The following is a 25,088-nucleotide window of genomic DNA, read 5'->3' as shown; positions in this document are numbered from 1 at the left end:
GAATCATGGCTCAACAATCTCTCTCTTCAGAATTTACCCCTCAAGATTTCGAAATGATGTCGCGTGCGCTCAAATTGGCGAAACGCGGCATTTACACCACAGCACCTAACCCCAACGTAGGTTGCGTTATTGTCCGTGATGGTGAGATAGTTGGCGAAGGTCATCATCACCGAGCGGGTGAACCTCATGCTGAAGTTTATGCAATGCGTATGGCGGGTGATAAAGCCGAAGGTGCAACGGCTTATGTGACGTTGGAGCCTTGCTCTCATTATGGTCGCACACCGCCTTGCGCTGAAGGGTTAATCAAAGCCAAAGTGGCTCGTGTTGTCTGTGCGATGGAAGACCCAAATCCGAAAGTTGCAGGACGTGGTTTCCAAATGCTGCGTGATGCGGGGGTAGAAGTTCAGGTTGGCTTGTTAGAAAACGAAGCCATTGAGCTGAACAAAGGCTTCATCAAATTTATGCAAACGGGCATGCCATACGTTCAGCTAAAAATGGCGGCCAGTTTAGACGGACAAAGTGCGCTCAGCAATGGCCAGAGCCAATGGATCACCTCCCCAAAGGCTCGCCAAGATGTGCAGCGTTACCGTGCATTGAGTGGCGGTATTCTCTCAACCAGTAAAACAGTGATTGATGACAATGCATCACTGAACGTGCGTTGGGACGACTTGCCTAACAGTGTAAAAGCGCGCTACCCACAAGATGAAGTTCGCCAGCCTCCTCGTGTTATTTTGGATCGTCAGTCTCAACTTAGCGATGATCTAAAGCTATTCAATACTGACGGTGAGCGTATTATTGTTAGCCAAGGTGGCGATATTGCGCCTGAGCTAGATAAAAACGGTCAAGTCGACTTGGCGGCAACACTTAAAGCGGTCGCAAGCGTATCTCATATAAACCATTTGTGGGTTGAAGCAGGAGCGACACTCGCGAGCTCACTAATCAAAGCTAATCTTGTAGATGAATTGATCGTTTATCTTGCGCCTAAGTTGATGGGCAGCGATGGACGAGGTTTGATTGGCGCGCTTGGCCTGACTGAGATGGCGCAAGTTATCGACTTAACTATTACCGACGTTCGAATGGTGGGGGTGGATATTCGCATCACCGCCACCGTCAAACGCAACCAAAGCTAGAAAGAAGCATTATGTTTACAGGAATTGTAGAAGCAGTTGGCAAACTAACTGCGATTACGCCAAAAGGCGAAGACATCACCGTAACGGTAGAAGTTGGCAAGTTGGATATGGCTGACGTGAAGTTAGGCGACAGTATCGCAACTAATGGTGTCTGCTTGACGGTCGTAGACTTCGGTAGCAACTATTACAGTGCAGACTTATCATTGGAAACGCTGAACAAAACAGGTTTTGCTGCATACCAAGTTGGCGATAAAGTGAACCTAGAAAAAGCCATGTTGCCGACGACACGTTTTGGTGGGCACATTGTTTCTGGCCACGTTGATGGCGTGGGTGTGATTGTTGAACGTAACCAAGTGGGTCGTGCGATTGAGTTCTGGGTAGAGATGCCTACCGAAATCACTAAGTATGTTGCAGAGAAAGGTTCTATCACGGTAGACGGTATTAGTCTGACGGTGAATGACCTACGTAAGAATGGTTTTAAACTGACGATTGTTCCTCACACCAGTGAAGAAACGACCATCGATCAGTTCCAAGTTGGCCGTAAAGTGAACCTAGAAGTAGACGTATTAGCTCGCTACATGGAACGCTTGTTACAAGGTCAAAAGGAAGAGACGCAAGAATCCCGCATCACGATGGAATTCTTGCAGCAAAATGGTTTTGCTTAAGCGAAGCAGACCATAATCACAGAACGTTATCAGGTTAATTGACTTAATAAAGGTTAGGTTCAAACTCGTTGCTAACTAAAGCCAGCATCCATGCCTAACCAAGACGTTAAACACATTGCTGCTGCAATAATAAATTTTTGAATAACGGGAAACAGAATATGCCTATCAGCACGCCACAAGAAATTATTGATGATATTCGCGCGGGCAAAATGGTCATCCTAATGGATGATGAAGATCGTGAGAACGAAGGTGATTTGATCATGGCTGCCGAGCACATTACGCCGGAAGCTATCAACTTTATGGCTACGCATGGTCGTGGCTTGATCTGTCTTACTATGACTAAAGCTCGTTGTGAAAGCCTAGGTCTTCCGCCAATGGTGCAAGACAATAACGCGCAATACACCACTAACTTTACCGTTTCTATTGAAGCGGCTGAAGGTGTAACAACGGGCATTTCTGCTGCTGACCGTGCTCGCACTGTTCAAGCTGCGGTTGCGCCAAACGCGAAAGCGGCTGACCTAGTGCAGCCGGGTCATATTTTCCCTCTTGCTGCTCAAGATGGTGGCGTTCTAACTCGTGCTGGTCATACAGAAGCGGGTTGTGATTTGGCTCGTCTTGCGGGATTTGAGCCTGCATCGGTTATCGTAGAAATTCTAAATGACGATGGCACGATGGCACGCCGCCCAGACCTAGAAGTGTTTGCAGAAAAGCACGATCTTAAGCTAGGCACCATTGCGGATCTTATTGAATACCGCAATAACACAGAAACAACGATTGAACGCGTTGCTGAGTGTGCGCTACCAACAGAATTTGGCGAATTCACGCTTGTGACTTACAAAGACACGATCGACAACCAAGTACACTACGCAATGTGTAAAGGTGATTTAGCGTCTGAAGCGCCGCTAGTTCGTGTTCACCTACAAGACGTATTTACGGATGTGCTTCGCAGCGACCGTAATGCAGAGCGCAGCTGGACTCTTGAGAAGGCAATGAAGCGCATCGGCGAAGAAGGTGGTGTGTTGGTTGTCCTTGGTAACGAAGAGTCAACAGACCTGCTTATCCATCGTGTGAAAATGTTTGAAGCACAAGACAAAGGCGAAGCGCCAACGTTAGCGAAGAAGCAAGGTACATCTCGTCGTGTTGGTGTTGGTTCGCAAATCCTTGCTGATCTAGGCATCCACGATATGCGTCTGCTTTCTTCTACTAACAAGAAATACCACGCACTTGGCGGATTTGGTCTCAACGTCGTTGAGTACATCTGCGAATAATTACCAAGCGATCCGTTCCTAGTCGTCAGCTCACTTAGCATAGTGGTGGCTAGGAACTCGTGATTCGTCTCCAATTTCCATTAGATATTGCTCACAAATTTGTGATAGAATCCGGCGATTCTCACTTGATGAACAATTTTCACTTATAAATAGAGTTAAAGGAAAGCTTATGAAAGTGATCGAGGGTGGCTTCCCAGCGCCAAATGCAAAAATTGCTATCGTTATTTCTCGTTTCAACAGTTTTATTAACGAAAGCCTACTTTCTGGTGCGATCGATACACTAAAGCGTCACGGACAAGTAAGCGAAGACAACATCACTGTTGTTCGTTGTCCAGGTGCCGTAGAACTACCTCTAGTAGCTCAACGTGTTGCTAAAACTGGTAAGTACGATGCTATCGTATCTCTAGGTACAGTAATTCGTGGCGGTACTCCACACTTTGATTATGTTTGTAGTGAATGTAACAAGGGTCTTGCACAAGTTTCTCTGGAATACAGCCTTCCAGTAGCATTTGGCGTATTGACTGTTGATACTATCGATCAAGCGATTGAACGCGCAGGAACCAAGGCTGGTAATAAAGGTGCAGAGGCTGCACTAAGCGCACTTGAAATGATTAATGTACTATCTGAAATTGATTCCTAATGGGGGCCAGTGTGAAACCAGCCGCACGTCGTAACGCACGTCAATTCGCGCTACAAGCGATCTATTCATGGCAAATTACTAAAGACAATGTTGCCACGATCGAAGAACAGTTTTTGTCTGGCGACAAATACGATGAAGAAGAACTTCACGCATCTGAGCCTGCACTAGCTGCTCCAGAAACAGACGTAGCTTACTTCCGTGAACTACTAAGCGGTGTTGTACTTAGCCACTCTGAGCTAGATAGCAAAATCCGTCCATACGTGTCTCGTCCAATGCAGGACCTAGACATGATGGAACTTGCTCTTCTTCGCCTTGCTATGTACGAGATGACTCGTCGCGAAGATGTTCCTTACAAAGTGGTAATCAACGAAGCGATTGAACTTGCTAAAGTATTCGCGGCAGAAGACAGCCACAAATTTGTGAATGGTGTGCTAGATAAAGCGGCGCCACACGTACGTAAGAAATAACGATTTCTTCATTAAAAAGGTCAGCACATGCTGACCTTTTTTGTATCAAAAACTTTTACATCAAAAAGTCAGTGAACAATGTCTGGTGAATTCAGTTTAATCGATAAGTATTTTGTTGGGCGTCAAAGCCAGCGTAAAGACGTACACCTCGCTGCAGGTGACGATTGTGCGTTAGTAAAGGCGCCTGCGAATGTGCAGATAGCTATTAGTACCGATACGCTGGTGGCGGGGACTCATTTTCTCGCAGAGGCGAATCCTGCTTGGGTCGCTCACAAAGCGCTTGCCTCTAATATCAGTGATTTAGCGGCAATGGGAGCAACGCCGGCTTGGGTCAGTTTTGCATTGACGATGCCAGAGCCTGACGAAGCATGGTTAGCGCCTTTCTGTGATGCGTTTTTTGACCTAGCTGATTACTTCGGGATTCAGTTAATTGGCGGTGACACGACAAAGGGGCCATTAAGTCTAACCTTGACGGTGCAAGGTTTTGTACCTGAGGGTAAAGCTCTTACTCGCTCAGGTGCAAAAGTCGGAGATTGGGTTTACGTGACGGGTAACCTTGGTGATGCGAAAGCGGGGCTCGATGTTGTGCTCGATAACACATTACGCACTCGAGTTGCTGCGCCTGAGTTAGAGAAGGCACATTATCTCAGTACGCCTCGAGTTTTAGCAGGGCAAGCGTTAGTTGGACTCGCGTCGTCAGCGATTGATATCTCTGATGGTTTGATTTCTGATATTAAACACATTCTTAAGCGTTCCGAGGTTGGAGTCAGTTTGGATGTTTCCCAACTGCCAATATCTTCAGAATTGGTTCAGTTTTTAGATGATAAGGTGAGCGCGGAGCAGTATGCTTTATCCAGTGGTGAAGAATACGAACTGTGCTTTACCGTGCCAGAACAAAACCATGGCTCACTAAAAAGTGCTTTGTCGCACACTGGGTGTAAAGTAACGTGCATTGGTCAGATACGACCAAAAGGTACGTTCGAGCTGCATGATAACAATCAACCTCTTGATTGGGATCTCAGTGGCTTTGACCACTTCAAATGATCTGAGCTAGGCTCTAGCCTAAGATTGAAACCAAACTCGCAGTATAGGTTTAAAGGAAATGACCAACCCTCTCTCTCTGATTTCATTAAAGAACCCGTGGCACTTATTAGCGACAGGTTTTGGTAGCGGCTTATCGCCTGTTGTTCCCGGCACCATGGGGACGCTTGCGGCGGTTCCATTGTTCTTGTTGCTTGCTCAATTGCCTTTCCCTATTTATGTGGTTGTTGTGCTTGTCTCTTGTTTGGTTGGCATTAAAATTTGTCAGGTGACATCCGATGATATGGGTGTGCACGACCATGGCTCGATCGTGTGGGATGAATTTGCAGGTTTTTGGATCACCATGAGTTTAGTACCTGCATTGAATATTCCGCTAACAGAGTGGAAATGGTTACTCACCGGTTTCATCTTGTTCCGCTTCTTTGACATGGTAAAACCATGGCCAATCGGTTGGTTAGATAAACGTGTTCACGGCGGCTTAGGTATCATGATTGATGATATCGTGGCGGGCATTATGGCGGGTATCGCACTGTTCTTAGTGGCGAAATACGCAGGTTGGATGTAATACCTATCTTTAAGCCCTAAATCGACAGATAAACAAAAGGGATGCCACGGCATCCCTTTTCTTTATTTACTTCGTTGTAATTCGTTCGCTTACTTGGCTAAGTAATCGTTGATCGACTTCTCGATGCCTTTCGCATCTAAGCCAAGCTCTTCGTGTAGCTCGTCTTGTGTGCCTTGAGGAACGAAGCGATCTGGCAAGCCAAGGTTGAGTACAGGCTTGATGATTTTATCTTTCATCATAAACTCAATCACACCCGCGCCAGCACCACCTGCAATCGCGTTTTCTTCTAGCGTAACCAGAACATCGTGCTCAGCGGCTAGTTGACGAATCAAGGCTTCATCAAGTGGTTTTACAAAGCGCATGTCTGCTACCGTTGCGTTTAGGTTTTCAGCCGCTTCTAGCGCGTTACCTAAGAAGGTACCGAAGCTTAGAATCGCCACTTTTTCACCTTTACGAACGATACGACCTTTACCGATTTCAAGTGCAGTGAAGTCTTTTTCGATTTCTGTGCCCATACCGCTACCGCGTGGGTAACGAACGGCACTTGGGCCTGTATGCTTATGGCCTGTGTACAGCATCTGGCGACATTCGTTTTCGTCGCTTGGTGCCATGATCACCATGTTCGGAATGCAACGCATAAAGCTTAAGTCGAACGCACCTTGGTGAGTTTGACCATCGGCACCAACCAGACCAGCACGGTCGATAGCGAACATCACCGGCAAGTCCATAATCGCAACGTCGTGGATCAGTTGATCATAACCACGCTGTAGGAAGGTTGAGTAGATCGCAACGATTGGGCTATCACCTGCAATTGCCATACCGGTAGCAAGCGTCACAGCGTGCTGCTCTGCGATGGCAACATCGAAGTATTGGCTTGGGTACTCTTTCGAGAAGCGAACCATACCAGAGCCTTCACGCATCGCTGGTGTGATTGCCATTAGCTTAGGATCTTGAGCGGCCATATCACATAGGAAGTCACCAAAGATCTTAGAGAAGGTTGGCTTGCCGCCACTGCTCTTCGGCAAACTGTTATGTGATGGGTCGAACTTTGGTACGCCGTGGTAGCCGATCGGATCCTTCTCTGCTGGCTCATAACCCTTACCTTTCTTGGTCATGATATGCAGGAATTGAGGACCTTTTAGCTCACGCATGTTTTTCAGCGTTTTGACGAGCTCATTGACATCGTGACCGTCGATTGGGCCGATGTAGTTAAAGCCAAGCTCTTCAAACAGAGTTCCTGGTACCACCATGCCTTTTAGATGCTCTTCAGTACGACGCACCAACTCTTTAATTGGTGGAACGCCAGACAGCACTTTCTTACCGCCTTCACGGATAGAAGTGTACAAGCTGCCAGAAAGCACTTTAGCAAGGTGGTTGTTCAGTGCGCCGACGTTTTCTGAGATCGACATTTCGTTGTCGTTCAGAATCACTAGCATGTCCGGATGAACGTCACCAGCGTGGTTCATGGCTTCAAATGCCATACCTGCTGTGATCGCACCATCACCAATCACACTCACGACTTTACGACCTTCACCTTCTTTTTGCGCACTGATGGCCATGCCAAGACCAGCACTGATAGAAGTTGAGGAATGACCAACAGAAAGGGTGTCGTATTCGCTCTCTTCACGCCATGGGAATGGGTGAAGACCGTCTTTCTGACGGATAGTTGGCATCTGATCACGACGACCAGTGAGAATCTTGTGTGGGTAAGCCTGATGGCCCACGTCCCAGATCAACTGGTCAACAGGGGTGTTGTAAACATAATGCAGAGCTACGGTTAGCTCTACCGTGCCTAAGCCAGACGCTAAGTGTCCGCTAGACTGACTCACTGAATTTAGCAGATACGTGCGTAGTTCATCGCACAAAGTCGGCAATGTTTCTTTCGGAAGAAGACGCAACTCCTCCGGTGTATTTGCTAACGCCAGTGTTGGGTACTTTGAAATATCAAGAGTCATATAAATGCGCGCTTATAGTTTAGTTCTTGCGCTCGATGACATATCGGGCGAACTCTTCGAGTAACTGAGTATTGTATGGGATTGCTTCCAATGCTTGAAGCGCTTCCTGTAGCAGAGTGTGAGCTTTCTCCATTGCTCCCTCTAAACCCAGCAACGATGGATAAGTGCTCTTGTTCAACTCTTGGTCTGAACCTTGAGGCTTACCCAGTGTTTCAGTGTCACTGATGATATCAAGAATATCGTCTTGAACCTGAAACGCCAGACCGATCGCTTTTGAATAACGTTCTAAGTGTGGCAAAACTTCTAGGCCTTTTTCACCAGCGGCTAAAGCACCTAATTTTACCGCACAGTTAATCAGCGCTCCGGTTTTATTGCGATGAATTTCTTCCAAATCTGCGAGAGAAACACGACGATTTTCTGCACCTAAATCCAACGCTTGTCCAAGACACATGCCGCTCGCGCCAGACGCTTGCGCCAGTGCCTGTACCATTTTTATACGCTGGCTTTCAGCGTTCGGATTCAGTTCACCTTCTGCAAGGATAGTAAAGGCAAGAGTTTGGAGTGCGTCGCCAGTGAGAATCGCTGTCGCTTCATCAAATTTGATGTGGCAAGTAGGTTGTCCACGGCGCAGTTCATCATCATCCATCGCAGGCAGGTCGTCATGGATAAGAGAGTAGGCGTGAATGCACTCAACCGCAGATGCGGGAGTGTCGAGATCTTCTGGCTTACAACCCAGTATTTGACCTGTGATGTAAACAAGAAATGGACGAACACGTTTTCCACCTAGCAACAGGCCGTATTTCATCGCTTGAATCAGCGGCTGTTCTTGATGAGGAAGTTGCTCCAGCCACAGGTTTAATTGTTGGTTATTTCTTTGTTGATAAGACGTCAATGTCTCTTGCATCACATTGCTCACTACTGATTATTATTCTGACTCAGGGTTGAAGTCACTCAGTGGTGCTTCATCATCTTCGCTAAGAAGAATGCTTACGCGCTGTTCGGCGTCGCTCAGTTTAGTTTGACCAGCACGAGCCAGTGTAATGCCACGTTCAAATTTACGTAGAGCATCATCTAGGGCAAGATCGCCATTCTCTAGTTGATCAACCAAGCTATCTAGCTCTTCAATGGTCGCTTCGAAGGTCATGTTTTCTGGTTTCTTGACCGCCATCTTTTATCTGCCTTAATCAAGCCTCTAATAGAATGCACGCAAGTTACCTTAGCCTACTAAGTTGGTCAAATTTAACCTTACATAATTGTCACAAAATTAGCGCTCAACGGGTCTGATAAGACAATCTCGATCATTTAGTTCGAGCCTAAACGATCATTTTGTGATGTATTGACCAAGATTTTTCTAAAAAAACTGTTCTAGTTGTCGATACAAGTAATAATTCGCCTGACTAGGCAATATTTGAGTATAGCGAGAGGAGTGCTTTGTGGATTTAGCAACCCTAATAGGTTTGATTGGTGGTTTTGCATTCGTCATCATGGCGATGGTGCTAGGTGGCAGCATCGGCATGTTCATCGACGTCACCTCAATCCTAATCGTCGTTGGTGGTTCAACGTTTGTAGTATTGATGAAGTTCACCATAGGGCAGTTCTTCGGCGCAACCAAAATTGCGGGCAAAGCATTCATGTTTAAAGCGGACGAGCCGGAAGACTTGATCGCGAAGATTGTAGAAATGGCTGACGCAGCACGTAAAGGCGGCTTCCTTGCTTTAGAAGAGATGGAAATCAACAACAGCTTTATGCAAAAAGGCATCGATTTGTTGGTGGATGGCCATGATGCAGACGTGGTGCGAGCCGCGCTACAAAAAGACATCGCGCTAACTGACGAACGTCACACTCAAGGTACTGGTGTATTTCGCGCATTTGGCGATGTAGCGCCAGCGATGGGGATGATTGGTACGTTAGTTGGTCTGGTTGCCATGCTTTCGAATATGGATGACCCAAAAGCGATCGGTCCTGCGATGGCGGTTGCCTTGTTGACCACGCTTTACGGTGCGGTGCTTTCTAACATGCTGTTTTTCCCGATTGCGGACAAATTGTCACTGCGACGTGATCAAGAAACGTTAAACCGTCGTTTGATCATGGATGGAGTGCTTGCCATTCAAGATGGTCAAAACCCGCGAGTTATCGATAGTTACCTGAAGAACTACCTCAACGAGGGCAAACGCGCCCTTGAGATTGACGACTAATCTGGAGGTCATCTGATGGATGAAGATAATAAATGTGATTGTCCGCCACCCGGCCTCCCCCAGTGGATGGGGACATTTGCTGATTTGATGTCATTGCTGATGTGTTTCTTCGTACTGCTGCTTTCGTTTTCGGAAATGGACGTACTGAAGTTCAAGCAGATTGCAGGCTCAATGAAGTTCGCTTTTGGTGTTCAGAACCAACTTGAGGTGAAGGACATTCCAAAAGGCACCAGCATCATTGCCCAAGAGTTTAGACCGGGTCGCCCGGAGCCAACGCCAATTGATGTCATCATGCAGCAGACCATGGACATCACCCAGCAGACGTTAGAATTTCACGAGGGGGAATCTGACCGAGCGGGTGGCACTAAGCGCGACCAAGGTAAGTTAACCGGTGGTCAATCACCAGAAACGTCAACGCAAAACAACCAATCGGCGGAATCAGACATGCAACAGCAGCAGTCTGAGCAAACTTCGCAAGAGATGGACACCTTGATGGAAAGCATCAAGAAAGCGTTGGAGCGAGAGATTGAGCAAGGGGCTATAGAAGTCGAAAACCTTGGGCAGCAGATCGTGATTCGAATGCGTGAGAAAGGCGCTTTCCCAGAGGGTTCTGCGTTCTTACAACCGAAGTTTAGACCGTTAGTGCGTCAAATCGCGGAACTGGTCAAAGATGTCCCGGGTATTGTTCGAGTATCAGGTCATACGGATAACCAACCGCTGGATTCTGAACTGTACCGTTCCAATTGGGATCTGTCATCGCAACGTGCGGTGTCGGTTGCTCAAGAAATGGAGAAGGTTAGGGGGTTCTCGCATCAACGCTTACGTGTGCGTGGCATGGCGGATACTGAGCCATTGGCTCCAAACGATTCTGATGCAAACCGAGCACTAAACCGCCGCGTTGAAATCAGCATCATGCAAGGCGAGCCACTCTACAGTGAAGAAGTGCCAGTAATTCAATAACCGAACATTTGTTCTTATACTAAAAGCGAGCGTTGGCTCGCTTTTTTTGTCTTTCCATTTCGCTTGGGTGTATAATCTTGCGCCTTTAAAAGTGAGCTCACAAAGCTGGGTGTGAACAACTCATGATGTTGTTGCGTATGAACACCTAGTGCGGAGTTATCACTCATTGTTGATTGCGAACCTAACCTGCGAACTAGACTATGAAATTTATTGTAAAGCCCCATCCAGAAATTTTTGTAAAAAGTGAATCTGTGCGTAAGCGCTTCACAAAGATTTTAGAGTGCAACATTCGTAACATCGTTAAGAGCCGTACGGAATCTGTCGCGGTATTCAACCGTCGTGATCACATTGAAGTGACCTCTGAGAGTGACGAGTTTCACGCTGAAGTTTTAGAAATCCTGACGCACACGCCAGGTATTCACCACATTCTTGAAGTAAAACAAACCGAATTCAAAGACTTGCACGACATCTTCGAGCAAGTGTTGGAGCTAAGCGGTTCACTGATCGAAGGTAAAACTTTCGTTGTGCGCGCTAAGCGTCGTGGCAAACACGATTTTACTTCTATTGAACTGGAGCGTTACGTAGGTGGCGGTCTTAACCAAGCGGTAGAAAGCGCTCGAGTTAAGCTAAGCAAGCCAGACGTAACAATCAACGTTGAAGTGACTAACGACAAGCTAAACCAAGTGTTGGCGCGTCATAAAGGTCTAGGTGGTTTCCCACTAGGTACACAAGAAGACGTACTGAGCCTGATCTCAGGTGGTTTCGACTCTGGTGTTTCAAGCTACCTACACATCAAACGTGGTTCAAAAGTACATTACTGTTTCTTTAACCTAGGTGGTCCAGCACACGAGATCGGCGTTAAGCAGGTTTCTCACTACCTATGGAATAAATACGGTTCTTCAGCAAAAGTACGTTTCATCTCGGTTGATTTCGAGCCAGTAGTGGCAGAAATTCTAGAGAAAGTCGATGACGGCCAAATGGGCGTGATTCTGAAGCGTATGTTCATGCGTGCTGCTGGCATGATCGCTCAGAAGATGAAGATCGAAGCATTGGTAACCGGTGAAGCGCTAGGTCAGGTATCAAGCCAGACGCTAACGAACCTACGCCATATCGACAACGTGACAGACACGCTGATTCTTCGTCCGCTTATCAACTGGGACAAAGAAGACATCATCAACCTAGCGCGTGAAATCGGCACTGAAGACTTTGCGAAGACAATGCCAGAATACTGCGGTGTTATCTCTAAAAAGCCAACTGTGAAAGCGGTGAAAGGCAAGCTAGAAGCAGAAGAAGAGAAATTCGACTTCAGCATCCTTGAGCAAGTGGTTCAAGAAGCTCGCATGATGGACATCCGTGACATCGCGAAAGAATCTGAGCAAGCGGCACCAGAAGTTGAGCAAGTACAAGCAGTAGAAGGCGATGCAATCGTATTGGATATTCGTAGCCCTGAAGAGGAAGACGATAGCCCACTAGAAATCGATGGCGTTGATGTGAAACACATTCCATTCTACAAGCTGGGTACTCAGTTTGGTGATCTAGACCAAGCTAAGACATACCTACTGTACTGTGACCGTGGTGTGATGAGCCGTCTGCAAGCGCTTTACTTGCAAGAACAAGGCTTCAACAACGTGAAGGTTTATCGCCCATAATCGTGTTGTAAAACAGACAGTCACAAAAGCGCAAATTGAGAAATCAGTTTGCGCTTTTTTCGTTCTAGCACACGCAAAATTGTTCTTTGTGAAGTGATAAGATTGACCTCAATCGCATCCTTCGGAATTTGTATTGATATAACGATAATTAATCCGAAATGAGAATGCAAAAGTGATGCTGATGACATTTTCTGAAGGAAGAAGAAGGTGAGATTTTTTAGATAAAAAAACACCGCCTAATAAGGCGGTGCAAGAAATTTGACAGACAGGTCAAAATAAATACAGGAAGTATCTGTTTTGTCACAGGGAGTGTGGACAAAACATATGGTAGAAATCTACCTAACTCGAAATACGAGTTTGCAAACACAACATCGCAACAACGAAGCCAATTGATTCACAAATGGAATCAAGCCGTTCAGGCTCGTGTTGCGGGATGAAATATAGAATTTATCTGGCTGTTCGGCAACGGACATTTTATAATGTTTCAGATAAAAAAAACTAATCCTACTTGAGGTCCCATAATGTCTCGCAGATTGCCTCCGTTGAATTCGCTTCGCGTTTTTGAAGCGGCTGCTCGTCATCTCAGTTTTACCCGTGCTGCTGAAGAGCTATTCGTTACCCAAGCGGCAGTAAGTCACCAAATAAAAGCGTTAGAAGAGTTCTTATCTTTGAAGCTTTTCCGTCGTCGAAATCGCTCTCTCTTGCTCACTGAAGAAGGGCAAAGTTACTTCCTAGATATTAAAGATATCTTCACTTCGATTGCAGAAGCGACCGATAAGGTATTGGAACGTAGTGAAAAAGGTGCATTGACCATCAGTTTGCCACCAAGCTTTGCTATTCAGTGGTTGGTTCCGCGCTTGGCTGATTTTAACGCGCAAGAACCGGACATTGATGTACGTATTAAAGCGGTAGATATGGACGAAGGTTCACTGACCGATGATGTCGATGTTGCTATCTATTATGGTCGCGGTAATTGGCCTGGTTTGCGTGCCGATAAACTCTACCAAGAGTTTTTGATCCCACTTTGTTCACCTTCGTTACTTTTAGGTAACAAACCATTAGAATCTCTAAGTGACCTTAAATTGCATACCTTGTTACATGACACCTCTCGTAAAGATTGGAAGCAGTTTGCTCGTCAGCACAATATTGAAGGTATCAATGTAAATCATGGTCCTATTTTCAGCCACTCGACCATGGTGCTTCAAGCGGCTGCGCACGGACAAGGTGTAGCACTAGGGAACAACGTATTAGCCAAACCTGAAATGGAAGCGGGACGCTTAATTGCGCCATTTGATGAGGTGTTGGTATCGAAGAATGCTTTCTATGTAGTGTGTCACGAACAGCAAGCGGACATGGGACGTATCGCAACGTTTAGGGACTGGATGTTGGCCACTGCAAGAAAAGAACAAGAGGAAGTATTGGATGAGCCATTGGATAGTTGAGGGATCTGAAAACGGACCGCTATTTATTTTTGCTCACGGCGCTGGTGCGGGCATGGAACACGATTTCATGTCTGCCGTTGCCAAAGGATTAGTTGAGCAGGGCATACGCGTGGTGCGTTTTAATTTTCCTTACATGGTTAAGCGAGCGGAAGACGGCAAGAAGCGTCCGCCCGATCGTGCACCGAAACTTCTTGAAGCTTATGAAGAAGTGATCACTCACTTTACTTCTCAACCTATTGTTATTGGTGGCAAATCGATGGGGGGGCGCATGTCGAGCTTGCTTGCCGATAATGAGCTGGTGGCGGGTATTGCCTGTTTAGGTTTTCCTTTTCACCCTCCAGGCAAGCCAGAGAAATACAAAGGCGAGCATCTGGCCAACATTGAAAAGCCAACCTTAATTCTACAAGGTGAGCGCGATACATTCGGCAAGCGCGAAGAATTTGACGGCTTTGCGTTGTCAGAGCAAGTGCAAGTGCGCTTTTTGCCCGATGGTGACCACAGCTTTAAGCCACGCAAGAGTTCGGGTTACACAGAAGCAGGCAACATTGCCTCGACGGTAGAGCAGTTAGCGGCATTTATTAAAGAGGTGAACTGTGAAAAGTAAGTGGTTACTCTCGTTTACTGGTCTTTCTGGCTTAACTTCGGTGGCGTTAGGTGCATTTGCAGCACACGGTTTGAAAGCTAAGTTATCACCTTATTTATTAGGCGTGTTTGAAACCGGCGTTTTGTACCAATTCATCCATACTTTAGCTATCGCATTGTGTGCCATCTTACTGCTGTTGAATTTGGGACAAAAAGCACAAAAGTATTTTTTCATCGCCGCGATTTGCTTTATCATCGGCATCTTTTGTTTTAGCGGCAGTCTTTACGCGCTGGCGCTGACGGGCATTAAGTGGTTTGGCCCCATCACTCCTATGGGAGGATTCTTGTTCATGATCGGTTGGTGTCTGTTCTTTTTTGCTGCGTTTAATATCAAAGAGGTCTCCAAGTGAAACAACTAATGCTCTATTGCCGTTCTGGCTTTGAGAAAGAGTGTGCTGGTGAAATTCAGGACAAAGCGACACAGTTGGAAGTGTATGGCTTCTCTCGTGTGAAGAAAAACTCAGGTTATGTTGTCTTCGAGTGTTACCAAGATGGAGACGCAGACAAGCTTGCTAAAGGTTTGGACTTTAGCGCCCTGATTTTTGCACGTCAGATGTTTGCTGTGGCGGCTGAGTTTGAAGCGCTACCAAGCGACGACCGCATCAGCCCAATTCTTGCTGAACTGTCAGAAATCGAAGAATTCCCACGTTGTGGCGATCTGCGCATTGAAACCCCAGACACGAACGAAGCAAAAGAGCTATTGAAGTTCTGCCGTAAGTTCACGGTACCAATGCGTCAAGCGATGCGTGGTAAAGGTCTGATGTGGAACAAAGACAACGCGAAGAAGCCTGTACTGCATATTTGCTTTGTGGCTCCGGGTCATTGTTACGTCGGTTACTCATACCCGGGCAACAACTCGCAGTTCTTTATGGGTATTCCTCGCCTTAAATTCCCAGCAGATGCGCCAAGCCGTTCTACTTTGAAACTAGAAGAAGCATTCCACGTCTTCATTCCTCGTGAAGAATGGGATGAGCGTTTAGCGTCAGGTATGTGGGGTGTTGACCTAGGTGCATGTCCGGGCGGTTGGACTTACCAATTAGTAAAACGTTCGATGTTTGTTCACTGTGTGGACAACGGCATGATGGCGGACAGCCTAATGGAAACGGGTCAAATCAAGCACCACATGGTGGATGGTTTTAAATTTGAACCAGACCGTAAGAACGTTACTTGGATTGTGTGTGACATGGTTGAGAAGCCAGCACGCGTTGCGCACCTCATGGGCCAATGGCTGCTAAAGGGTTGGGCGAAAGAAGCGATCTTCAACCTTAAGCTTCCAATGAAAGGTCGTTACGACGAAGTGCTGCAAGATCTTGAAAACCTAAAAATGTTCCTGATTGAGAACAAGGTGAAATTCAAGCTGCAAGCGAAGCACCTATACCATGACCGCGAAGAGATCACGATTCACATTCAATGCCTGTCTAATATCTCTCCGCACTAATCTAAGCATTGATATGCGATAGAGTAGAAGCAAAAAAGCGCCTGTAATAGGCGCTTTTTTAATGTCTGAAGTTGGCTGCTATTGCGCTTTATTTGGTCCGGTAAAGCGAATGTCTTGTAGGTTAAAGCCGAGTTCGATATCGCATTTCAACGCCGCGACTTTTTTACATAAGCGAGCTGACTCAATATGTTCATCAAACTTCTTACGATATTTCGGTACCAGTTCTTCGTTCGCGTAAGCGGCTTCAATGTCTTCGAATTGAGTTAAGATCTCTTTGGCTGCTTTAGGGCCAACACCCGGAATGCCCGGAACTTGGCTTGAGCTGATTCCCGTCAAACCCCAATAATCCGCAAGCTGAGATGGTTTTACGCCAAACTCTTTTTCGATAAACGGTTCATCTAGCCAGCGGTGTTGGAAGTAATCTCGGATCTGCAGAGTCGGGGAGAGCAGTTGGCAGTAGCCTTTGTCGGTAGAGACAATCGTGACTTTTTCGCCGTGACTCGCGACTTTGGTTGCGAGGGTTGCAACGAGATCGTCTGCCTCATCACCTTCAGACAACAGTGAATCAATGCCTTGTTCCCACCACGCTTGTTGAATCGCGTCTAAGCCTTGCATTAATGGTTCTGGCATAGGTTTACGGTTCTGTTTGTAATCTGGAAGGATCTCTGCACGCCAACCGCGGTCTTGTTCGTGGTGATCGAATACCGCGATAATATGCGTCGGCTGCGCTTCAGACAGAATGCGAGTCAGGGTTCTACCGGTAGTAGTGATGGTTCTTGCTATGTCAGTTGGATCAGGTTGCGCTGAGTGCACGCGGCGGATCAGGTTTAGGGCATCAATGATAACAAGATGAATAGACATAATGACTTAGCAATAAAAAAGGGGCGTAATGCCCCTAGTGTAACCAAAGCTGAGTTATCTATCGACCACCATTTTCCTTATGGGCAATACGGTAACATGGCTCGTAAGCGGTACCGCCGGGTAGCTTCATGCGGTGTTGCTCTACGAAGTCTTTCAATAGCTTGTCGAGTTTGGTCATCAATGCTGGGTCACCGTTGATGGTGAACGGACCTTTGCGTTCGATCTCTCGAATCCCTTCCGCTTTGACGTTACCCGCAACGATGCCAGAGAAGGCTTGGCGAAGACTTGCAGCCAGTACTTGCGGTTGTTGGTTCAAATGCAGATCTAGACTTGCCATTGCCTCATGAGTTGGTTCGAATGGTAGCTGGAACTCAGGCTCGATTTTCAACGACCAGTTAAAGCTGTATGCGTCGCCTTTTTCTTTACGATGTTGGCGAACGTCTTCCATTGAACGCTTCATGATGCGCGCCACTTCCGCAGGGTCATCAATCACGATCTGGTAATGTTTCTGACCTTCTTCACCCAATGTATCGGCAATAAATGCATCGATTGAGCGGAAGTAAGCTTCACTCTCTTTCGGGCCGGTTAAGACGATCGGCATAGGTTGGTCAGCATTTTCTGGGTGCATCATGATACCCAAGATGTACAGCAGCTCTTCGGCAGTACCAGGGCCACCCGGGAAGATCACGATGCCGTGCGCCATACGAACGAAGGCTTCGAGGCGTTTCTCGATGTCTGGCATGATCACCAGTTCGTTCACGATTGGGTTTGGTGGCTCAGCCGCAATGATTGAAGGCTCTGTTAGGCCAAGGTAGCGTTGCTCACTGTAACGCTGTTTCGCGTGACCAATTGCCGCACCTTTCATTGGGCCTTCCATCGCACCCGGACCACAGCCAGTACAGATGTTTAGTTCACGCAGGCCAAGTTCGTTACCCACTTCGCGTGTGTATTGGTATTCGGTCGCGTTGATCGAGTGACCACCCCAACACACCACTAGGTTAGGTTCAATGCCCGGGGTTAGTGCACCAGCATTGCGTAAAATACCGAACACGAGGTTGGTAATATGAGTTGCATTGGTGAGATTCAGACGCTGGTTATCCGCGAGGTGCATGTTGACATACACGATGTCACGAAGAACCGAGAACAAGTGTTCTTGAATGCCTTTGATGATCTCACCATCGACAAATGCGTGCTCAGGTGGGTTGGCTAGTTCAAGTTTGATACCGCGCTCACGACGTACGACGTTAACATCGAACGAAAGGTATTTGTCTAATAGCTCTTTTGAGTTATCGGTGTGGCTGCCGGAGTTGAGGACCGCAAGTGTACAGTTACGGTAGAGCAGATAAAGCTCACTTGATGCGGTTTTTTTAAGACGTTCAACTTCCAGTTGTGATAGCAGATCCATGCTACCTGCGGGGCTTATATGGGTAATCATAAGGCCTCCTTGCTAATGCGTTCTTTTGAGGGAATAAACCAACTCACCTACTTAGCTTTTACGTATCGTTCTACTCAGTGGTTGGCAGACTTTGTTTTATAGCGTTTAAACAGCTTAGCAGACTAAAAGAGGAGAAACGTGATAACCCGTTGAAAATTTGAGGCAATATGACAGAATAAGACGTAAAAAGCGTTTGTTTGGTTGTTTTTTAAACGCTTTTTAACCCCAGTTCACCTGATTACCGCCGCGCTGCTTGGCGTCTTTGAGCATATTGGCAAGGCGATCTAATACGTATTCAGGGTTGTCCGCTTCTTTAAAGCAAGTAGAGACGGCCGTTAGGGTGATCATGATGTTCTGTTCACGGAACTTAAATGGCAGTTTACTGATGTCGCGCTGGATGTTTTTCATCAGCTCAAGAGTGTACTCTTCCGTTTGCTCTGGGATGAGTAAGATAAACTCTTCACCACCGAAACGAGCTACGGTTTCCGTATCAGCAACGCGTTTGCTCATGGTGCGAGCAATGATCTTGAGTGCTTTATCGCCAGCGGTGTAGCCATAGCTGTCGTTAACCGCTTTAAAGTTATCAACATCAAACAGAACCACGCGAAGATTTTGTTGTGAGCGAATCCAACGACGGTATTCCAACTCTAAGCGATCATTGAAAGCGGCACGGTTGTATACCTTCGTCAAAGGGTCTAACAGCATGCGTTGTGCTTGGTCTTCCAAGCGGCGACGGTAGTCTTGAGTTGTTTCAAATACCGCTTCCAGCTGATTTTTGCTGTAGCTTAAGCGTTCTTGAAGGGCTTGTTCGCGCTCTTCGGTCATTCTTAAGCGCTCAGTCAAAGAAGCCATCTTGGCCAGCAATGGTGATACTTCACCTTTCAACTCTTCGAGATCTTGCGCGTGTTCCAGAGATTCTTGGCTGCGTTCAACCAAAGTGGTCATCTCTGAGTTCAGCTCTTGGCGATGTTCAAAGTAGGTTTGATGCTGGTCGACGTTCTGATGAACCGTCTTTAGATTGCTAGACAGTGAGGTATTCAACTGCTCTAAGAACTGCTCTGATGATTTGCGCTCGTATTTAGTCGCTTCTACGACCAATTTGAGGGTATTTAAAGTCAGTTCGATCAGAGATTCTGCGTTAACCCCCAACAGCAACTTAGCTCGGATATCCAACAGTTGGTCGCCAGACTCACCTTCAAAATCGAGTTCGGTGATGGTGTGCTGCAAGTCGCTTGCAAGACACTCTAGTTGAGACTTATCTGGGCCGTGTTCTAATTCACCAAGGTTAAGGCGAGAATTGGAAGTGATGATCTTGAGCGCGCGCTCGTAGATGCTTAGTAGCTTGGTTGCTTGGTCAACTTTCTTACCTGCATGAACTTCAGAAAAGCTCATCAGATTGCGCAATTCACGTTTTAGCTGCGCAGGCAAACCGGTGATACGTTGAAGCGTTTCACCACTGTGTTTGATTTGTTCGTCGAGATAACCGTTTTGTTTTTCCATCGCCTTAGACTGCTGTTTGAGCATTCTTTCTAGCACTGCTAAGCGAGGTATCAGCGTACTGACATCTTTTTGATGTTCCAGTTCTTGCTGAATTTCGCGCAGGTAGCTGGTTACTTGAGAGTTTGAACCCTGACAAGCAGAAGACAATGATGCCACAACTCGCTTAAGAACTTGCTGCTCACGTTGAAATTTGAGCGAAGTATCACGATGAGTCAGCCTGAGTTGGTCAAGTTGACAACTCAGCTGATGAAGCTGCGACTGAATATCGGATTCCAAGATTCCCATGAAGTGACTACGGTTAAGTCCATGTACTACTGACGATTATTTGATAATAACAAAAAACTTTATAGCGTCATCACTGATCACGCTCAACCGTTGGTTAATTATCCGTTTTTTAATATTTTTTTGATGTCGTCCTCATTCTTGTACGAAGAATGAATTTTAATTAGCCCTTGGTTGATGGCGTGTTGGCAGGCAGTCCTTATGTCACCGGTTGCAAAGCTCGCTGCCGGAGCATTATCAATGGCCTTCAAGAACACCCAATGACTGTGTTTATCTTTTAAGCTGACTTCACGCGCAATGTGTGTGGCGAGAAGCAATAGATCGAGTAATTCTTCATCGTTAATTGCCGTGTATGCACGTGGTAAGAATGGGTAGTCACTGATGCCCATTCGGATGATGCGGTTGACGTTGTGTTTGGCCGCGAACTCATCTACCCAGCTTTGGAATTTTTCGAACGTCGCTTCTGCTGAGGCGTCTCGATCGGCATTTGGCTCGATGTATAACAAGTTTGCATCGGAGAAATGGTACAAACGTGTCGGCTTCTGAATACGTTCTGCTAGGAACTCACCAAAAGCACGTTCTAACTCTAAGCCGGCTTTGTAACCATGCTGCACGTACATGCTGCGTAGGAATGGCAGATCGATCATCACGAAGCGCAAGCGGTCGTTCAAAGGTTCGTGAATTAATTCACCCATTTGCCACTGCTCGAAGGTGTCACTCGATTTCTTCAATGAGCGGGACAATTTCACATTCAACATGCGTAGGTTACGCAGACGAGAGCGGGAGTGGGTGAACAGGTCATTGCGCAGTTTTTCAATCTCAGCGGTCTGGCGTTGATTGATGACGCCACGACGCATGATGAACAGGAACATGACCAAGACGGTAATAAATAACGCAAACGAGATTTTTTGGAATTTGCGATGCTCCATTTCGACTTGCGCCAATTTCTCAGCTTGGCCTACGTGATGAATACTTTGTTCGGCAAATTCTTTTTGTTGGCGGAACGCATCTTCACTGATTTGGTTAAGCTGCTTTTGTTCTAAGCGCACTAGGCTGGCGTATTTCTTATACGCTTGTAATGACAGTTGGTACTCGCCAGCTTGTTCATAGCCCAGGCCCAATAAGCGGTAAGATTGTTGTTTGATAAAGCCAGTATCATCTGGGGCTTTTTCAATTAAATCGAGCGCTCGTTTAGCGTTTTCAATGACGTCTTTACTGTCGTTTTGATGGTACGCCAAGCCAGACTGCAACAAGGCTGCTTTGGCTTCCAGCTGAGGCAAGTCTGCGTACTCCAACAGATCGGTTGAGCGGTCTAGGTATTGTTCTGCTAATGCATAGTTATAGAGCTGCAGGTAAGTGGCCGCTAGGCTCAGACGAATCTTAATGATGCGGTTGATGTTTTTACTGGTGCTGTCATGGTCCAGTACGTTGAAGTAGTGCACCAAAGCCAGATTAAATTTGCCTTGGTAGAAATAGATGTCACCCATCTGCTCTAGCACGTCGGCCAAAATCGGTGAGCTTGGGTAGCTGTCGTAATAATCTGCCGCCTGAGAGAGGTATTCAATCGCCTTGTCATACACTCGGCGTTCTTGGAACAGGCGTGCCAGCAAGCGATTTACTTTCGCAAGGCGTGCGCCGCTATCGCTCTCAATGGATTGCCAGTAACCGTAGAGCAGCTCAGAAAGGGCAAGGTTGTATTTCTTGTCGTTCAGATAAAACTCGCCAACGGCGGTGTGGTAATCAATCAGAGTCAGATCAGAACGGTTGTCTTCCAGCATGGTTTTCGCTTTTGTGTACAAGCGATCGGCATTAACGCTGTCACCACTGTTGGCGGCTAATAGTGCTCGTTGCATGACCAAACGATAACGAACACTGTCGGTGCGTTGTAATACTGGATTGGCTTCTTCAATCTGCTTTTCGATTTGGTCGAGCTTTTCTTCTGCGGCTGCATAGTTTTTGTCGTACATCCAAATCATTTGGTTGCGCATCAGTTGCACATCAAGATTCATGTACGGCAATTGATATTCGTTGGCGAGGCGTTCTGCTTCATCAAGGTTGTTGATGGCAGAGCGAATGTTGCCCATTGTGTAGTCGGCTTGCGCGATGATTTTGTGTGCTTCGATCGTACTGCTTGGCGTGCGGATGCTTCGGTCGGTCTCTTCACGAGACATTGAAGAAGGGCTGCCGTTGTCTTGACGTTCTGTCAGTTCGCGTTGCAAAAGGTGGTTTTTGGCCGCTTGCTTTGCCTGTACAGGGTCGATCTCAGCCAGTTGCTGAGCTTCATTAAGCAAAGCGGAAGATAAAATGGTCGCGTGAAGTGGCTGTGCTAACAATAAGCAAAGAAAGCCAATCAGCCTAAATAGACGCGAACTGTCCCAAAACATCCTTTTCGTTCCCTCGAACTGTGTCGTAATTTACGTGTTTTTGAATAAACAATAGTAGAGAAAAACGCCCAGCAATCCAACAGATAGCTGAGCGTTTTTGAGTATTTAAGCAATTAGTTTTTGAGTGTGGAACTCAAGCACTTTTGATTCTCAACTCAGATTACTGGCGCGCCATGCGGTTATTGTGTGCGGGCTTGTCTTGTTCCGTTGAGCGGTAAGGGTTGATATCCAAACCACCACGACGTGTGTAACGTGCAAATACCGTCAGTTTCGTTGGCTGGCAGTACTTCATCAGGTCAGTGAAAATACGCTCTACACATTGCTCGTGGAACTCGTTGTGCTCACGGAATGAAACGAGGTAACGAAGCAACTTCTCACGATCAAGCTTAGCGCCTTGGTAGCGAATCTCTACGCTGCCCCAGTCTGGCTGGTTGGTGAGCAGACAGTTAGATTTCAACAGATGACTGTGAAGAATTTCTTCTACTTGCTCATCACCAGCCGCACCCTCAAGCAGTGCAGCGTCAAAATCGTAGCTGGTGATTTCGATGTCTTGATCGTCAATACACTCGCCTTCCATCGTCACGATAGGTTGGTTGGTGTAATGCGTTACTGGGTTTACTTCCACAAGTACTTGCTCACCTGCGCATGCCGATAGGTCTTGCGTCAAACGCTCAGTCACTTCTTCCCAAGTAGCGAAACGCGTTTGGTTGTAGCTGTTTAAGTACAGTTTGAACGACTTTGACTCGATCAAGTTTGCGCTGGTTGCTGGGATGTACACTTCGCCAACCGCAACTTGAGGCAAGCCTTTGCTGTTTAGCCAAGATAGCTCGTACAGCGTCCAAATGTCGTGGCCCATAAACGGTAGGCTGTCGCCAAGTTCAAGGTCGTCACGGTTTAGGCTGCGAGGTACCGGTTGCAGCAAGCTCGCGTCGTATTGGTTTGCGTACTCGGTCTTTTTACCCAGAGTCAGGCCAGCAAGCTCTTTAGCGTCAGAATATTTGCTCATACTTTGTGGTCATTTTCGATTAGAATGGCGAGAATTTTACTGAATCCGCTGATTAATTGCCATCCGGCAGATACCGCAACCTGATAAAAACAAACCAGGAGACCTTCATGACCCAAACCGTTCCTCAGGCTCTACAGGACTTTAGCCTGCGCTACCAACAAGCTTGGCAAGACAAACACAACGAACTGCCACGCAGTGAAGAGCTTGCTGATCTTGTTTCTCCGTGTGTAGAAGAGAAACGTGATGAGGTCGTTTTGTGGAAATCGGTTCCACGTGAAGAGATGGCAGATTTCACCAACGTTGAGAACGCAATTGAATTGACGTTGCATGAAGACATCAAGCTTTTCTATGGTTCGCAATACAGTGCGGATATGGACGCGACTTGGCAAGGCAATGAACTGACACTGCTGCAAGTCTGGAGTGACGATGACTTTACTCGTCTGCAAGAGAACATTCTTGGCCACCTTGTGACTCAGCGTCGTCTAAAACTAAAGCCGACGGTATTTATTGCAGCGACTGATGCAGAGCTGGATGTGATTTCAATCTGTAACTTAACCGGTAATGTCATTCTTGAGCGCTTGGGTTCTGATAAACGTGACGTATTGGCTGAAACACTGACCGAGTTCCTGAGCAAACTTGAGGCAGCGGTGTAAGCATGTACGTTGTTGAGTTGCAGTTTGAGTGTTTTGATAACACCACCGTAAGTGCAGTTGATAAAGCGATTAATGGTCTGATGGACGCATTGCGCTACAACGGTCAGGTGCTTGGTCGTGAGTTTCCTATCGTGATGGGTGATGGCGAGTTTTATGTTCGCGTGGTTTGCCCAGAGCAAGATAGTTTGCATCCTCGCTACCATTCTGACTTCGTCAAAGTGTGCATGAATCGTTTGTCGGAAGCGTCGTTGCTTGCGCCGAAAATGCGCATGCTAGGTCGTGATTTGAATTCAGAAGAAGCGGCGGAAGAAGAAACACCAAGCTGGCAAGTGCTCTACACCACGTACGTTCATACTTGTTCTCCACTGCGCAGCGGCGAGACACTGTTGCCAATTCCACTGTACCGCAATGGGGCAACACTGAATGGTGACCACAAAGCAGTGGTGAAATGGCAAACCGAATGGCAAGCGTGTGATGAAATCCAAATGGCAGGCGGGTGTCGTGCAGAACACGCGGCATTGCACGAAATTTGCGATGCTGACAGTGTGCTGTTCCGTCGAGGTTGGGATTTGCGAGGTCGTATTGAATACCTCACTAAGATCCCGACGTATTACTACCAATACCGAGTTGGGGGTGAGTCACTTGAAGCAGAAAAAGCGCGCAAGTGTCCAAAGTGTGGCGGTGAGTGGTTACTCGATGAGCCACTACACGACATCTTCTACTTTAAGTGCGACGATTGCCGAATCGTTTCCAACATCTCTTGGGACCACATCAAGTAGTCTATTTTCTAAAGCTGGCGTCTATGCCAGCTTTTTTCTATCGCGATAAATGGATCGAAGCCGCTTAGTCAAATTATCTATTATTGATTTTATCAATATATTGATTCAAAAAGCATTTTCACTGACCATTC

At 46.8% G+C, this 25,088-nt stretch carries 24 protein-coding genes; 16 read left to right on the top strand and 8 right to left on the bottom strand.

All coding sequences use genetic code 11. The features are described 5' to 3' along the window. Positions 1-5 precede the first annotated feature (5 nt). The 7 genes from ribD (at position 6) to pgpA (ending at position 5,776) form a co-directional block, all read left to right on the top strand. The gene (gene ribD / locus KJB05_RS14580) at positions 6-1,130 is read left to right on the top strand and encodes a bifunctional diaminohydroxyphosphoribosylaminopyrimidine deaminase/5-amino-6-(5-phosphoribosylamino)uracil reductase RibD (protein WP_208444821.1); all 1,125 of its coding nucleotides are present in this window, start codon (positions 6-8) and stop codon (positions 1,128-1,130) included. 11 nt (positions 1,131-1,141) lie between these two features. Next, a complete protein-coding gene (locus KJB05_RS14575; RefSeq protein WP_199483106.1) occupies positions 1,142-1,795 on the top strand; it encodes a riboflavin synthase in 654 nt (217 codons plus the stop codon). A gap of 158 nt (positions 1,796-1,953) precedes the next feature. Next, a complete protein-coding gene (ribBA, locus tag KJB05_RS14570; protein WP_005440186.1) occupies positions 1,954-3,063 on the top strand; it encodes a bifunctional 3,4-dihydroxy-2-butanone-4-phosphate synthase/GTP cyclohydrolase II in 1,110 nt (369 codons plus the stop codon). Between the two features lie 169 nt (positions 3,064-3,232). Then, on the top strand, positions 3,233-3,703 hold the full coding sequence (gene ribE, locus KJB05_RS14565; protein ID WP_005440184.1) for a 6,7-dimethyl-8-ribityllumazine synthase: 471 nt from the start codon (positions 3,233-3,235) through the stop codon (positions 3,701-3,703). Continuing rightward, the gene (nusB, locus tag KJB05_RS14560) at positions 3,703-4,170 is read left to right on the top strand and encodes a transcription antitermination factor NusB (RefSeq protein ID WP_005440182.1); all 468 of its coding nucleotides are present in this window, start codon (positions 3,703-3,705) and stop codon (positions 4,168-4,170) included. The genes ribE and nusB overlap by 1 nt, the downstream gene beginning before the upstream one ends. A gap of 78 nt (positions 4,171-4,248) precedes the next feature. Then, positions 4,249-5,214 (top strand): thiamine-phosphate kinase, encoded by a 966-nt coding sequence (thiL, locus tag KJB05_RS14555; RefSeq protein WP_208444820.1) that lies wholly within the window; start codon positions 4,249-4,251, stop codon positions 5,212-5,214. 58 nt (positions 5,215-5,272) lie between these two features. Then, positions 5,273-5,776 carry a phosphatidylglycerophosphatase A gene (gene pgpA / locus KJB05_RS14550; RefSeq protein WP_054824367.1) on the top strand — a complete coding sequence of 168 codons (504 nt, stop codon included), beginning with the start codon at positions 5,273-5,275 and terminating at the stop codon, positions 5,774-5,776. Positions 5,777-5,865: 89 nt separating this feature from the next. Here pgpA and dxs read toward each other — a convergent pair whose 3' ends face one another. The 3 genes from dxs to xseB are packed head-to-tail and all read right to left on the bottom strand — an operon-like array spanning position 5,866 to position 8,899. Next, the gene (gene dxs / locus KJB05_RS14545) at positions 5,866-7,731 is read right to left on the bottom strand and encodes a 1-deoxy-D-xylulose-5-phosphate synthase (RefSeq protein WP_208444819.1); all 1,866 of its coding nucleotides are present in this window, start codon (positions 7,729-7,731) and stop codon (positions 5,866-5,868) included. 19 nt (positions 7,732-7,750) lie between these two features. Further along, a complete protein-coding gene (gene ispA, locus KJB05_RS14540) occupies positions 7,751-8,635 on the bottom strand; it encodes a (2E,6E)-farnesyl diphosphate synthase (RefSeq protein WP_208444818.1) in 885 nt (294 codons plus the stop codon). 21 nt (positions 8,636-8,656) lie between these two features. Continuing rightward, positions 8,657-8,899, bottom strand: a complete 243-nt coding sequence (gene xseB, locus KJB05_RS14535; RefSeq protein WP_208444817.1) for an exodeoxyribonuclease VII small subunit — start codon at positions 8,897-8,899, stop codon at positions 8,657-8,659. Positions 8,900-9,164: 265 nt separating this feature from the next. Between xseB and pomA the strand changes: the two genes are divergently transcribed. The 7 genes from pomA to rlmM all read left to right on the top strand — a co-directional run bounded on the left by pomA (position 9,165) and on the right by rlmM (position 16,057). Further along, on the top strand, positions 9,165-9,926 hold the full coding sequence (pomA, locus tag KJB05_RS14530) for a flagellar motor protein PomA (RefSeq protein ID WP_020196456.1): 762 nt from the start codon (positions 9,165-9,167) through the stop codon (positions 9,924-9,926). Between the two features lie 15 nt (positions 9,927-9,941). Continuing rightward, positions 9,942-10,886 (top strand): flagellar motor protein MotB, encoded by a 945-nt coding sequence (locus KJB05_RS14525; RefSeq protein WP_005440148.1) that lies wholly within the window; start codon positions 9,942-9,944, stop codon positions 10,884-10,886. Between the two features lie 200 nt (positions 10,887-11,086). Next, positions 11,087-12,535: a tRNA uracil 4-sulfurtransferase ThiI gene (gene thiI / locus KJB05_RS14520; protein ID WP_032802606.1), complete on the top strand. Its 1,449-nt coding sequence runs from the start codon at positions 11,087-11,089 to the stop codon at positions 12,533-12,535. Positions 12,536-13,056: 521 nt separating this feature from the next. Continuing rightward, a complete protein-coding gene (locus KJB05_RS14515; protein WP_009705628.1) occupies positions 13,057-13,977 on the top strand; it encodes a transcriptional regulator GcvA in 921 nt (306 codons plus the stop codon). Next, entirely contained in the window at positions 13,958-14,581 is a 624-nt protein-coding gene (locus KJB05_RS14510; RefSeq protein ID WP_208444816.1) for an alpha/beta family hydrolase, read from the top strand. Before KJB05_RS14515 ends, KJB05_RS14510 begins: the two co-directional genes overlap by 20 nt. After that, entirely contained in the window at positions 14,571-14,969 is a 399-nt protein-coding gene (locus KJB05_RS14505) for a DUF423 domain-containing protein (protein WP_005440144.1), read from the top strand. The genes KJB05_RS14510 and KJB05_RS14505 overlap by 11 nt, the downstream gene beginning before the upstream one ends. Then, a complete protein-coding gene (gene rlmM / locus KJB05_RS14500; protein WP_208444815.1) occupies positions 14,966-16,057 on the top strand; it encodes a 23S rRNA (cytidine(2498)-2'-O)-methyltransferase RlmM in 1,092 nt (363 codons plus the stop codon). The genes KJB05_RS14505 and rlmM overlap by 4 nt, the downstream gene beginning before the upstream one ends. Positions 16,058-16,135: 78 nt before the next feature. Here the strand turns inward: rlmM and xni are convergent, their stop codons facing one another. From xni to queF, 5 genes are all read right to left on the bottom strand, one after another. Beyond that, the gene (xni, locus tag KJB05_RS14495; protein ID WP_208444814.1) at positions 16,136-16,918 is read right to left on the bottom strand and encodes a flap endonuclease Xni; all 783 of its coding nucleotides are present in this window, start codon (positions 16,916-16,918) and stop codon (positions 16,136-16,138) included. A gap of 58 nt (positions 16,919-16,976) precedes the next feature. Further along, positions 16,977-18,353, bottom strand: coding sequence for a nucleotide 5'-monophosphate nucleosidase PpnN (ppnN, locus tag KJB05_RS14490; RefSeq protein ID WP_208444813.1), 1,377 nt, complete (start codon positions 18,351-18,353; stop codon positions 16,977-16,979). A gap of 219 nt (positions 18,354-18,572) precedes the next feature. Beyond that, positions 18,573-20,138 carry a GGDEF domain-containing protein gene (locus tag KJB05_RS14485; protein ID WP_208444812.1) on the bottom strand — a complete coding sequence of 522 codons (1,566 nt, stop codon included), beginning with the start codon at positions 20,136-20,138 and terminating at the stop codon, positions 18,573-18,575. 98 nt (positions 20,139-20,236) lie between these two features. Then, positions 20,237-22,519, bottom strand: coding sequence for a tetratricopeptide repeat protein (locus tag KJB05_RS14480; protein ID WP_208444811.1), 2,283 nt, complete (start codon positions 22,517-22,519; stop codon positions 20,237-20,239). A gap of 160 nt (positions 22,520-22,679) precedes the next feature. Further along, positions 22,680-23,525 carry an NADPH-dependent 7-cyano-7-deazaguanine reductase QueF gene (queF, locus tag KJB05_RS14475; protein WP_208444810.1) on the bottom strand — a complete coding sequence of 282 codons (846 nt, stop codon included), beginning with the start codon at positions 23,523-23,525 and terminating at the stop codon, positions 22,680-22,682. A 107-nt stretch (positions 23,526-23,632) separates the two neighbouring features. Between queF and syd the strand changes: the two genes are divergently transcribed. Continuing rightward, positions 23,633-24,178: a SecY-interacting protein gene (syd, locus tag KJB05_RS14470; protein ID WP_005440129.1), complete on the top strand. Its 546-nt coding sequence runs from the start codon at positions 23,633-23,635 to the stop codon at positions 24,176-24,178. Positions 24,179-24,180: 2 nt separating this feature from the next. Continuing rightward, entirely contained in the window at positions 24,181-24,957 is a 777-nt protein-coding gene (locus KJB05_RS14465; RefSeq protein ID WP_005440128.1) for a Zn-ribbon-containing protein, read from the top strand. Positions 24,958-25,088 lie beyond the last annotated feature (131 nt).

Origin of the sequence: Vibrio sp. B1ASS3 (genome assembly GCF_905175355.1) — a bacterium.
GTDB classification, from domain to species: Bacteria; Pseudomonadota; Gammaproteobacteria; order Enterobacterales; family Vibrionaceae; genus Vibrio; species Vibrio owensii.
Note: the sequence above shows the minus strand (reverse complement) of the source record. Positions and strands in the feature narration are given on the sequence as shown.